Annotated in this window: 15 protein-coding genes; 3 read left to right on the top strand and 12 right to left on the bottom strand. The window is 41.1% G+C overall.

Going from position 1 to position 12,158, the window contains the following annotated elements:
* Positions 1-165: 165 nt before the first annotated feature.
* Positions 166-687, bottom strand: a complete 522-nt coding sequence (locus QWZ04_RS06590; protein ID WP_290326225.1) for a GNAT family N-acetyltransferase — start codon at positions 685-687, stop codon at positions 166-168.
* 235 nt (positions 688-922) lie between these two features.
* Here QWZ04_RS06590 and QWZ04_RS06585 point away from each other — a divergent pair, with 235 nt between their 5' ends.
* Positions 923-1,105, top strand: a complete 183-nt coding sequence (locus QWZ04_RS06585) for a hypothetical protein (protein WP_290326195.1) — start codon at positions 923-925, stop codon at positions 1,103-1,105.
* A gap of 277 nt (positions 1,106-1,382) precedes the next feature.
* On the opposite strand, the gene QWZ04_RS06580 is transcribed toward QWZ04_RS06585, so the two are convergent.
* Positions 1,383-1,874 carry a hypothetical protein gene (locus QWZ04_RS06580; RefSeq protein ID WP_290326193.1) on the bottom strand — a complete coding sequence of 164 codons (492 nt, stop codon included), beginning with the start codon at positions 1,872-1,874 and terminating at the stop codon, positions 1,383-1,385.
* Positions 1,875-2,270: 396 nt separating this feature from the next.
* On the opposite strand from QWZ04_RS06580, the gene QWZ04_RS06575 reads away from it, so the two are divergent.
* Positions 2,271-3,227: an IS110 family RNA-guided transposase gene (locus QWZ04_RS06575; protein WP_290326192.1), complete on the top strand. Its 957-nt coding sequence runs from the start codon at positions 2,271-2,273 to the stop codon at positions 3,225-3,227.
* Here QWZ04_RS06575 and QWZ04_RS06570 read toward each other — a convergent pair whose 3' ends face one another.
* From QWZ04_RS06570 to QWZ04_RS06545, 6 genes are all read right to left on the bottom strand, one after another.
* Entirely contained in the window at positions 3,228-4,349 is a 1,122-nt protein-coding gene (locus tag QWZ04_RS06570; protein ID WP_290326190.1) for a PD-(D/E)XK nuclease family protein, read from the bottom strand.
* A 28-nt stretch (positions 4,350-4,377) separates the two neighbouring features.
* A complete protein-coding gene (locus tag QWZ04_RS06565; RefSeq protein WP_290326188.1) occupies positions 4,378-4,995 on the bottom strand; it encodes a hypothetical protein in 618 nt (205 codons plus the stop codon).
* Positions 4,992-5,912: a hypothetical protein gene (locus tag QWZ04_RS06560; protein WP_290326186.1), complete on the bottom strand. Its 921-nt coding sequence runs from the start codon at positions 5,910-5,912 to the stop codon at positions 4,992-4,994. The genes QWZ04_RS06565 and QWZ04_RS06560 overlap by 4 nt, the downstream gene beginning before the upstream one ends.
* Before the next feature lie 134 nt (positions 5,913-6,046).
* On the bottom strand, positions 6,047-6,439 hold the full coding sequence (locus tag QWZ04_RS06555) for a GFA family protein (protein WP_290326185.1): 393 nt from the start codon (positions 6,437-6,439) through the stop codon (positions 6,047-6,049).
* Between the two features lie 160 nt (positions 6,440-6,599).
* Positions 6,600-6,947: a hypothetical protein gene (locus tag QWZ04_RS06550; protein ID WP_290326183.1), complete on the bottom strand. Its 348-nt coding sequence runs from the start codon at positions 6,945-6,947 to the stop codon at positions 6,600-6,602.
* A gap of 211 nt (positions 6,948-7,158) precedes the next feature.
* Positions 7,159-7,650 (bottom strand): GNAT family N-acetyltransferase, encoded by a 492-nt coding sequence (locus QWZ04_RS06545; protein WP_290326223.1) that lies wholly within the window; start codon positions 7,648-7,650, stop codon positions 7,159-7,161.
* 273 nt (positions 7,651-7,923) lie between these two features.
* On the opposite strand from QWZ04_RS06545, the gene QWZ04_RS06540 reads away from it, so the two are divergent.
* Positions 7,924-8,886: an integron integrase gene (locus tag QWZ04_RS06540; RefSeq protein WP_290326181.1), complete on the top strand. Its 963-nt coding sequence runs from the start codon at positions 7,924-7,926 to the stop codon at positions 8,884-8,886.
* 87 nt (positions 8,887-8,973) lie between these two features.
* Here QWZ04_RS06540 and rplT read toward each other — a convergent pair whose 3' ends face one another.
* From rplT to thrS, 4 genes are all read right to left on the bottom strand, one after another.
* On the bottom strand, positions 8,974-9,327 hold the full coding sequence (rplT, locus tag QWZ04_RS06535) for a 50S ribosomal protein L20 (RefSeq protein ID WP_102521310.1): 354 nt from the start codon (positions 9,325-9,327) through the stop codon (positions 8,974-8,976).
* Between the two features lie 43 nt (positions 9,328-9,370).
* Complete coding sequence (gene rpmI / locus QWZ04_RS06530) at positions 9,371-9,565, bottom strand: 50S ribosomal protein L35 (protein WP_290326179.1); 195 nt, start codon at positions 9,563-9,565, stop codon at positions 9,371-9,373.
* Between the two features lie 103 nt (positions 9,566-9,668).
* Positions 9,669-10,220, bottom strand: coding sequence for a translation initiation factor IF-3 (gene infC / locus QWZ04_RS06525; RefSeq protein WP_102521309.1), 552 nt, complete (start codon positions 10,218-10,220; stop codon positions 9,669-9,671).
* A gap of 3 nt (positions 10,221-10,223) precedes the next feature.
* On the bottom strand, positions 10,224-12,149 hold the full coding sequence (gene thrS, locus QWZ04_RS06520) for a threonine--tRNA ligase (RefSeq protein WP_290326177.1): 1,926 nt from the start codon (positions 12,147-12,149) through the stop codon (positions 10,224-10,226).
* Between the last annotated feature and the right edge of the window lie 9 nt (positions 12,150-12,158).

Raw genomic sequence — 12,158 nt, 5'->3', positions numbered from 1 at the left:
TATCAAAGACTGACACACAATTCAGGACTGGGGGAATTATGAGGGGATCCGTCAGCGCTCGCTTAAGTTGTGAGCAACGAAACCGAATTTACTGCATGGCACCGTAAACACTAAACCAATTTGAACCAAAAATGCCACGCGTTGCAAATCAGCTTGAAGCGCTTGTTAGTTGCGTTCTGACCACTCCGACCGTAACACCCCATATTTCACGGAATCATAATACTCACCTTTGTAGTAACGAACCTTTCTTAGCCTAGCTTCTTGCTGAAAGCCCAGCTTCAAAGCCAAAGACATCATTCGAGGATTACCAGACCAAGTGGTTAAACCAACCCTTTCAATTTCTTTATTTTCGAATAAGTACGAGACCCAAAAAGGAATAGCCAAAGCAGCAATACTTTTACCCCAATACTCTTTATCGTAAATGACTATACCAGCTTCAAGCCAACGAGTTTCTTCGCATTCCCAATAGCAACTCACTGTGCCCACGGGAACGTCGTCAACAGTGATTAGTTGTATCTCTGAGCCTATTAATAGATGCTGAAATGAAGAGTTTTTAAACTGCTCTAATGTTGGGTGTGAATATGGAAAGTAAGGGCCATTATACTTCGTCCATTCGTCATTTGAGATAACCAGACCATGAATCAATTCCAGCTCATTTTCGTTCGCTGGCCTAATGTTTACTCTCATTTGTTCCACAATACTTCCTTATTCTTTGCAGCAAACTAACGCTTTGCTAAGTAGCAGCTAACACCACGACACTCAAGCAAAGCCACCGTAAACACTAAACTAGACCGAACCAAAAATGCCACACGTTAGCTGTCTGCTTGAGCATCTTGTTAGTTTGCCTGCACGATGAAGCCAATGTTTGGCGGCAAGATGCTGAATTGGTTACAAATCTACTGGGTTTGAACGCCGAAGTAAAATGGATAGAACGAAACTCAAGCATAGACAACAAAATGCACTTGGCAACGAAGCAACATTTGCAAATGCTAAACACTTTGCTTTGCCAAAACTGGCAGAGGATACAAGCGATGAAGCCGACAACCGAATGCGCCGACTTCCTTTTGATGGCCGAGTTCAAGCACAGAAGAAACCGCGCAAATGAACACCGAAAAAGTGATAGCACCAGTAAGCGGTGAACCAACCGAAGTCACAACTATTTCAGTGCCACCGGAAAGAACGTTGATAGCGATAAACTGACAGGTGAATAGCTAGAACGAAGACCTAAGCTCTTAAGATAGAACACATTCCTATCGCAAACTAACGCTTTGCTAAGTAGCAGCTAACACTACGACACTCAAGCAAAGCCACCGTAAACACTAAACTAGACCGAACCAAAAATGCCACACGTTAGCTGTCTGCTTGAGCAATTTGTTATATCTCTACCTTACAAATGTAAAGCCAGTGTCTGTAAGTAACACCGCCTTTTCAATGTTCCCGTCTTGGACTCGTAAATCAGGTGCAGAGCTCGTCTTTACAAACCAATTACCATCAACCTTTAGCTCTACTAATCCAATTCGATCTTTGGAGACACGAAAATCAATCACGCCATCTGAGTTGTAATCAGTTACGGATTGGCATGAACTATCCACACAGGAATATGAGACTGAGTTAAAAGTATCATTTCGAGTTGTGACTGTCAGTACATGTTGATTCGCATCGGATACATGAATTGCTTCACCATTAATAATGATGAGATTACCACCTGTTTCGATAACCTGTTTAGTAATATTAGGTGAAGACCAAATCTTAGCAGTTCCTATAGAGCACATTACGAGCGGGGATGTATTACCAGCAACACCTAGTGACTTAGCAACGTAAGGGTGTTTTGACTTGTGTAATTGCTGGCATTGCAATTGATCTGTTCGAGTCACAGCCACTCCTACGCAAGGAATAATTAGAAATCCGATTAATAGAAGATACTTCAAACTTACTCCTTTGAGATATAACGCCGCGTTAAGTGGTGAGCAACGCCAACCACCTTACCTAAACCATTGTGACATAAACACTTAAACTGAAGTAAGCCGAAAACGCCAAGCGTTGGGAATCCGTCTTAAACGCTTGTATGGATAATAATCACTCAATTAGGGTAATGTGAGACTCAGGCTTTAGCAGCAACTAAAGCTTTCTATGTGGTAGTTCGTTTAAATGCTGGCTCCTCTGTCGAGAGACCGATAACAAACATGAACGCCACATAGGACTCCAAGCACAAACCTCGAATAGTCGACTGGGTCTCGAACCCGCATTTCGCAAGCAAGAGTTAGCTTATTATGAATACCAAAATCAATCAAAGCATCAACGTTGGAGTTGATACCGGCAAAACACAATTAGACATCCACATCAGGCCACTAGATCTATTTTTCTCAGTAGAGAACAATGATAAAGGCATCAAAAAAGCACTCAAAATAATTAAGAGTCATAGTCCTGAACGCATCGTTATTGAAGCAACAGGCCGATTAGAAATGCCTTTTGTTCTTGCATGTGCAGAGGCTCAACTACCTATTGTCAGAGCAAACCCTGTCCACATAAAACGATTCGCTGGTGCTATTGGCCGCAGAGCCAAAAATGATCGTTTAGATGCAGAGTTGATCGCTCACTATGGAGAAGCAATCAAACCTCCCCTTACTGTCATAAAGCCAAAAAACATACGCCTAATGAGTGACTTAGTCATTCGCCGAAACCAGTTGTTATCTATGCAAACCATGGAAAAGAACCGAATCCAGATACTTCCCGCCTCTCTCCATCCGACTATAAAACCAATGCTAACCACGATAAAAAATCAAATCACCAAGTTAGAAGAAAAGCTCGTTAAACTCATTGAAGATAGCCCTGAATACCAAGCTAAAAACACAATATTGCAAAGCGTCCCAGGAATAGGAAACATTGCCGCTGCATCAATAATTAGCAACGTACCTGAACTCGGTTACATCACGAATAAACAGGCAGCATCACTGATTGGTGTCGCTCCAATAACACGCGAAAGTGGGCGCTACAAAGGTAAGCGCGTGATCCAAGGAGGTCGAGCGCAAGTACGCACTGTGTTATATATGGCAATGATGTCAGCCATGCAATGTAATCCTGTTTTTAAAGCGACATATCAGCGACTTTTAGACGCTGGTAAACCAAAGAAAGTCGCTATTATTGCATGCGTGCGCAAGATGGTTGTGATCTTAAATTCAATGCTCAGAGATGGTGTTCTATGGGATGAAAACAGCGCCAAAAATTAACTATTGACGCCATAGTCGTTTGTTATACAACAAACTTGCATGTTCGATGATTTTTTCAGCGTCTTTGAGCATGTTTATTGTTTTCACTAAATCAATTACACCATACTCATCAGTAATACGGTACTCGTTAGACGCTATACATACCGTCATAAAGCTACCATTACCGAAACGAGGAGGCTTGCTAACTGTTAGAGCAGTTCCTAAATTGGCAGCACAATCAGTGATTAGCTGATGCCAATAATTACGAGTTTTACGTTTATCCCAGTTATCACCGACCCAAATTTTAAAACACAACTTTTCTAGTTCAAGTTGTAGGTAATGGTCACAGTCTTTATCAAAGTTCCAAGACCACCAAAAGCCTAGAAAACCACCACTAGGGTTTGCGACATAATCCCAATTGCCGTTTTGTAGTTTCGTTTGTAGATATTGATAAAAACCAATCCAACTATCCCAGTGCCAATCTTTGATTGGTAATGTCTTAAAACTTTCGATACGCTGCTGTCGACCTTCCAAATATTCACGATAGTTTAATAAAACTTCATTTGTTCCCTTGTATTGAGTAAGAACTGCGAGAATATCTAACCTCAACACAGGGGCATATCCATTTTTTAGAACCTCAGATAAATCACTTTGCTCTTCAGTTTTGTAGTAAATTGGCAATATATTATCTTCGGTATATCCGCGGGACTTAATCTCAGACTTGTAGCGATTAAGTTGATCAGAATGTTGTTTACTCCAAGTTTTATCCTCAATAAGGATTGCATACTGCTCATTAATTACGCACAAGACATCTATATTTTTATCCTGCTTTGTGACTTCAATTTTCGATATATTTACTGGAGCTACAAGCGAGTGCTTTTTGAAAATTTCACGAAGGAACTCAATCGAACATTTATGCAAACTAGAGTCTGACTGTTCATATGCTGGATCCGCCCAACTTAGGAACCAACAGATGAAAGCATCTTGTGAAAGTTCACTTGTTGCGAAACTAAATAAGTTTGGAGTTTTCACCGTACTACCTCTTGTTGTATAACGCCCAATTAAGGGGTGAACAACGCCTCCATCCAAGCCTAAAGCATTGTGCCATAAACAATAAATTTGAAGTAGAAGCAAAAGTGCCAAGCGTTGTGAATCCCTCTTGAATTGCTTGTTAGATTTGTTCTAATACCACCTGCAACTCACCAATATGGACTGGAGACCTTTGGTAATGATATTGCTCCACACCATCTATGTCGCCAATAACTAAAGGAGGGGTATTCTTTTTGTCGACTGTATGACACACAGTAACTGTAGTTCTGGAACTGAGAGATAGTGATTGATGGAAAGTACCTGCACTAATTCTATATGCTTCCCCTTCATTTACTTCTTGCGTCTTATCTACAGCTAAACTGTACCCTTGATCTAGTTTCGTAAGCAGTGAACCTGAGGAATTATAACTTACGCTATAAAGTTGGTGAGTTTCTAGCAACGCTAGATCTTTGTATTCAATATTCTTAATTGAACCACTGAGCACCCAACTAGTTAAATCAAACTTGTGATCATGTACCAACCATGTGGGTTTTTGCGCTTTGTCAAAAGTATTTGTCCATAGATGCAGTCGGATTTTTTCGCTGCCTTCATCTAACAATGTTGCCATCATGAAACCCAAAGGATGCCAAGAAAAGCTTATACCTTCATTAATGACAAACTCACAAAGTTGCTTTGCGTTAATTTGTCCACGATTACAGGCAGAAACTACTGATGAGATGCTCCCAAAGTATTCTTTCATTTGCTATATGGTTCCTTAGGATCATTTATAAAGCTCAAAATATTCTCTAAACTTACTAGTTCAATTTCTTTTTCGTTTAATAAACCCACATCAATAATTAACCTCTTAAGATCATCTTCTGAAGTGTTTTTGTTAATCTCAATAGGTCGATTAAATTGAACTTTCTTAGACTGTCGTTCAACTAATCGAGTCTCATCTTTATATGAATTATAAAAATAAGTACCCGCATCTGCGCGTAAACCTGCAGCTTCTTTATCCTCTTTTGTGACAATTACATATGAATCTGATATATCAAGCCTAAACGTTGAGAACGTAGATGCTAGATGAATATTTATTGTTAGTAACGGCTCTTTATATTTGAACTGCAATGCAGTTAAAACAGTAGCAATAACCTCTTCTTGCACTTTTTCCTTGGTCCAAGGTCCCCTAGTAGAAGCAGACTTCAAACTGCGTCTATAGTTTGCATACTCTGCACAAGTATCCATTTCAGCTGGGTCCAACATGATAATTCGAATATCTCGACCTATACCTTCATGCTTTGCAGATTGTGCTAATGAAGGGATTGTAACTGCTCTCGTATATCTTCCACATGCACCTTTAATGATCCAGGTCTTTGTGTCCGCAGCCGCCTTCTTAAATAGAGGGTTAATTTCTTTAGGCTCAATTACGTCCATTGTCGATTTTTTGATAATTTCTGGCGTAAGCCAGAAAACAAAGCTACCGATGAAGACTGTAATTAATAGTGAAACCGTTAAAGTATCCAAAATAGATACTGTAAATGTCGTAAGGTCGACTTTTGCATTTGGGTCAAAGTGTGGGACGCCGATAAACCTAACGAAAAAGGCTAGTACTAAGACTAAAGTCACTACAGTGAAAAAAGAGCGCCTGTAGTGTTTTTTACTTAAAATATTGTCCATTGTTTCCTCAAAAAATCTAACGCCTTGTTAACTAGTGACAAAACAATGCCACCAAACCTAGTGTGACCACCTTAATCACAAAAGTTGACCATTACAAAATTGCCAAGCGTTTTGGAATCCAGTTGAACAATTTGTTAGCTATGATCTTCCGAACGATTACGGTTTTGACCCCATTTTGGTGCACTGCATTCAAATATGTGCTCTTCACTCTCAGGCTTGAAGTCACTATCAAGTAAACCTAGAGCGAAAGACCGATAACCTTCGTTATATTCGCTTTGATCCGACCACTCGATATTTGAGCCACAAACACTGCAAAAGCTACGTATTACTTTTGGTGAAGATAGAAATCTCTGAATCATATTTTCACCGATTAATTTGAAGTGACTTTCTGATACCAAACCAAAAGACGCAAATGCCGTGCCGTGACTCTTACGGCATATACTACAGTGACAATAAATTACGTGCTTTATAGGTCCAGTGATTTCAATTGAAACACCACCACACAAACAACTACCTGTAACACTCATTAGTACCTCTAAATAGCTAACGCCGCATTAAGGGGTGAACAACGCCTCCACCCAACCTAAAGTATTGTACCGAAAACACTAAATTTGAAGTAGATGCAAAAATGCCAAGCGTTGAGAATCCCTCTTAAATGCTTTGTTATATGCGTTTGCGATGGATTATCTAAGCACTTCTGATATCGATATGTCTAATTACCCCATCACGAATTACGACATACTCTATACCTGAAAACTGAATTAATTCATTTGCCTTATTCAAACCAGAAAAATCAAACTCAAAACGTATTACACCCGACTTTACTTCTTCAACAGTTGTAACTTCCCAGTGGAGTTTTTGATAAGAGCCATGATGCGCCTTTTGCATCAGCATGATATTTTTAACACCAATAAAGTAATCTAAGTTGCGTGTACAAAGCGTTGATTTCTCGTCAAATAATGTTGAAATTGCTGTAAAATCACTCGTATTAGACAAGTCAAAATAGTACTTTGCCAATTCTAATTCTTTAGACATATTCATTTATTCCTATTCAATATTAAGAGCCCAAAAACAGCAATAATAGTACTAAAAAGTGGGAGATACTGCTTTATTATCTTGATAGCATATAACGCCGCATTAAGTGGTGAGCAACGTAGACCACCACACTTAAAGTATGATGCCGTAAACACCGAAATGGAAGTAAACCAAAAATGCCGAGCGTTGTGAATCCGTCTTAAATGCTTTGTTATAAAACAATTTTTTCGCATTGGTAAATATGGTCTGCGTACAATTTACCACCGATTTCATAGGCATTTGGGATAACATCTTTCAGAGTAAAGCCACATTTAGTTAGCACTATCTCTGAACCAATATTGCCCTCAGTTACAACTGCAGTAAACGATTGTAAAGCATGCTCTTGATATGCCCATTCTAGCAATGCTTTTAAAGACTCTGTTCCATAACCCAACCCGTGATATGTAGGTTGAATGAGAAATCCAACTTCAGCTGAACCATCATGTATACGAAAACCAGTAACACCGATTTTCTCCCCCGTATCTTTCAAGGTTATGGTCAAGCACAACCAATGTTTAGAAGTCTTATGCCAAACTGGTAGCCTAGATTCAAAACTTGCCTTAATTTCTTCTGATGATGGTTCATCAAAGCATAGACTAATGACTACTGGGTTTCGATTTAGTGATTGAAATAACTCCCAATCTTCGGCAGTAATTTGAGCCATACCTAATCTATCTGTATCTATTTTCAAGCGCTGAACTCTCCTTGTTTATAACAGTCTTTAAACCGCTTCCCGCCCGGTTCACACCCACGCTACCGCCATCTATCCTGTTTTCAATAGCATATGCACATTAGCACATTTATTTATGTAAAACAGCGTATTATCAGCTAATTACCTGTGCAGCTTGTCGCGAAATACGGCTCTTTCCATTCTAAATCCATATAACTGTGTATTCTTACACCACTGTCTATTTAAACACTGTTAATTGGAGGGGATATGAAGTCACAATTTATGATCTATGTTCGTGAGCAAATGCATACCAGCCGCTATGCGAAGAAAACCATCGAAGCCTACACCTTGTGGATGCGAAATTTCATAATCTTTAATAAAATGCAGCACCCGAAAAACTTAAGCGAGAAGCATGTCGAAGCGTTTCTCACTCACCTCGCTAATGAAAAGCTCGTCTCTGCTAATACACAATCGCTCGCTTTAAATGCACTGAATTTTTTATACAAAGATATACTTAAAAAGCCGCTTGCCTTAAACATGAAATTTCGTCGCTCAAATATCAAGCGCAAGCTTCCTGTCGTTTTAACGAAAGCAGAAATTAGGTCACTCTTACAACAGATACCACCAAAATATCAGCTTCAGGCTCAGCTACTTTATGGTTCAGGCCTGAGATTAATGGAGTGCATACGCTTAAGAGTACACGACATTGACTACCACTATGGAGCAATACGTATCTGGCAAGGCAAAGGAGGAAAAAATCGAACAGTGACATTAGCAAAAGAACTCTATCCCCTACTGAAGCATCAAGAGTTTACCGTTAAGCAATATTACGATAAAGATATACAAACTGGGGGGTATGCGGGGGTATGGCTTCCAGATGCACTGCATAAAAAATACCCCGAGGCACCTAAAGAAATCGGCTGGCACTACTTGTTCCCCTCCCATCGGTTAAGCGTAGATCCTCAATCAGATATGCTTCGGCGCCAACACATAGATGAAACCGCATTACAGCGGGCAGTGAAGCGAGCAGCGAAAGCCGCAAAGATTGAAAAGAACGTCACTTGCCACACACTTAGGCATTCATTTGCAACACATCTATTGGAAAGTGGAGCCGACATTCGAACAGTTCAGGAACAGCTGGGGCACAGTGATGTTAAAACAACACAGATCTATACTCATGTATTAGAGCGTGGAGCGAATGGCGTGCTTAGCCCACTATCCACACTTTAAGCGGGCGACTTCGCTACGTAACGTTTTAAAGATCAAAAAAAAGGAGAGCCTAAGCTCTCCTTCTCATAATCCTTAAACTATCTCTAATTAAAGAGAAGCTTTCGCTTTTTCAACTAGAACTGCGAATGCAGCCTTGTCGAATACTGCGATGTCAGCAAGAATCTTACGATCGATCTCGATAGATGCTTTCTTAAGACCGTTGATGAAACGGCTGTAAGACATACCATTTTGACGAGATGCCGCATTGATACGTGCAATCCAAAGTTGACGGAATTGACGTTTCTTGTTACGACGGTCACGGTAAGCGTATTGACCAGCTTTGGTAACTGCTTGGAAAGCTACGCGGTAAACACGTGAACGTGCTCCGTAGTAACCTTTAGCTTGTTTTAGAACTTTCTTATGACGTGCACGAGCTTGTACACCACGTTTTACGCGAGGCATTATGCTTCTCCTAAACTAAACGATTATAAATAACTAAAAAGAATTAAGCGTATGGCATCATACGAATAACTGCAGCCACTTCACATCTTGGAAGGATTGAGTTAGGACGTAGTTGACGCTTGTTCTTAGTAGTACGCTTAGTCAGGATGTGACGTTTACCAGCGTGCTTGAACTTAATACCACCAGCAGTTTTCTTAAAACGCTTAGCAGCACCTTTGTTGGTTTTCATCTTAGGCATGATGAATAACTCCGCATTGTTGAGTTGATTAAACAATAGTAATTAGGGCGAATGAAACCCTGCCACATAAAGCAGCAAGGTTAAATTACTTGCAGGCCGTTAATTACTTCTTTTTAGGGGCCAACACCATAATCATCTGGCGACCTTCAATTCTCGTTGGAAAAGATTCGACTACTGCAAATTCTTCAGTATCCGCTTTCAAACGATTAAGAACGTCAACACCGATGTTTTGGTGAGCCATTTCGCGGCCACGGAAGCGAATTGTTACCTTCACTTTGTTGCCGTCTTCTAGGAAACCTGTCAGGTTGCGTAGTTTTACCTGATAGTCTCCAATATCAGTCCCAGGACGGAATTTTATTTCCTTAATCTGGACCTGCTTTTGCTTCTTTTTCTGCTCTTTCGCAGCTTTGCTCTTCTCGAAGAGGAACTTGCCGTAGTCCATCACACGACAGACTGGTGGCTCGGCGTTAGGGCTGATCTCTACGAGATCCATACCAGCTTCTAAAGCTGCTTCTAGTGCTTCGTTGATTGGTACTACACCAACTGGTTCACCGTCAGCGCCTGTCAAACGCACTTCACGAATGCCACGAATTTCACCGTTTAAACGGTGCTGGTTTTGTTTGGCCGGTTGTTGGCCACGTCTTCCGCCTTTAATAGGTTATTCCTCCAGATTGAGCTTACGGCTTGAAACTTCGGCTTGGATGTAAGAAATAAAATCATCCACTTTGAATTTGCCGAGGTCTTTGCCCTTACGAGTACGTACTGCTATTTCTCCAGCTTCCATTTCTTGGTCGCCACAAACAAGCATATACGGTACACGCTTTAAAGTATGTTCGCGGATTTTAAAGCCAATCTTCTCATTTCTCAAGTCCGCTTTGGCTCTAATTCCACTTTTTTGCAGTTTTTTCGTAATTTCTTGAACATATTCAGCTTGTTTGTCTGTAATTCCCATTACAACAGCTTGCTCTGGAGCTAACCATGTTGGGAAGAAGCCTGCATATTCTTCAATTAGAATACCAATGAAACGCTCTAGTGAACCTAAAATCGCGCGATGGATCATAACTGGCGTATGACGCTCGTTATCTTCACCTACGTAAGTTGCACCTAAACGCTCTGGTAATGCAAAATCGAGCTGCACTGTACCACATTGCCAAGCTCGGTCCAAACAATCATGCAAAGTAAATTCAATCTTAGGTCCGTAAAACGCACCCTCGCCTTCTTGAATCTCATAAGCGATGTCCATCGACTTAAGCGCAGTCTCTAGATCTGACTCTGCACGGTCCCACATTTCGTCAGAACCAACACGCTTTTCAGGACGAGTTGACAGCTTAACAACAATGTTTTCGAAACCGAACGTTTGGTATGTATCGTAAACCATCTCGATGCACGACTTCACTTCTTGCTGTACTTGTTCTTCAGTACAGAATACGTGTGCGTCATCTTGAGTAAAGCCACGTACACGCATAATGCCGTGTAGTGCGCCAGACGGCTCGTTACGGTGACAAGAACCAAACTCAGCCATACGAAGTGGCAAATCACGGTAAGATTTCAAACCTTGGTTAAAGATCTGAACGTGACCTGGGCAGTTCATTGGCTTAATGGCGTATTCACGGTTCTCTGAAGAGGTAGTGAACATCGCTTCTGCGTATTTGTCCCAGTGACCAGAACGTTCCCAAAGAACACGGTCCATCATTAATGGGCCTTTTACTTCTTGGTAATCGTATTCTGTCAGTTTTTGACGAATGAATACTTCTAGGTCACGGAAGATAGACCAACCATTGTGGTGCCAGAACACCATACCCGGCGCTTCTTGCTGCATATGGAACAAGTCCAAGTGCTTACCAATTTTACGGTGGTCACGCTTTGCAGCTTCCTCTAGGCGTGTAAGGTGCGCCTTAAGTGCTTTCTTGTCGTGGAATGCAGTGCCGTAGATACGTTGAAGCATCTTGTTGTCACTGTTACCACGCCAGTAGGCACCTGCTACGTTTAATAGCGTGAAGTGCTGACAAAAGCCCATGTTCGGGACGTGAGGTCCACGACACATGTCAATGTATTCTTCATGGTGGTATAAACCTGGGCGATCGTCTTTAGAAACGTTTTCGTCCAAGATTTCAATCTTGTAAGTTTCGCCGCGTGCTTCAAAAGCATCACGAGCTTCCTGCCAGCTTACGTTCTTTTTAACAACCTGGTACTTGGTTTTCGCAAGTTCTTTCATACGCTTTTCAATTTTAGCAACATCTTCTTCAGTTAAAGAGTCTTCTAAATCGATATCGTAATAAAAGCCGTTGTCGATGGTAGGACCGATCGCCATTTTCGCATCAGGGTACAGCTGCTTGATCGCGTGACCAAGAAGGTGAGCACAAGAGTGACGAACGATTTCTAAACCGTCTTCATCTTTTACAGTGATGATTTCTAGGCTTGCATCGTTTTCAATTAAGTCACAAGCATCTACGCGCACACCATCAACACGGCCAGCGATGGTTGCTTTAGCAAGACCAGGACCGATAGAAAGGGCAACATCTAGAGTAGAAACAGGGTTGTCGAATGGACGCTGACTGCCGTCAGGAAGAGTAATTACAGGCATTTTAAATCC

Source organism: Vibrio tapetis subsp. quintayensis (assembly GCF_030409945.1).
Taxonomy (GTDB): Bacteria; Pseudomonadota; Gammaproteobacteria; order Enterobacterales; family Vibrionaceae; genus Vibrio; species Vibrio quintayensis.
This window is presented reverse-complemented; position numbering and strand designations above follow the sequence as displayed.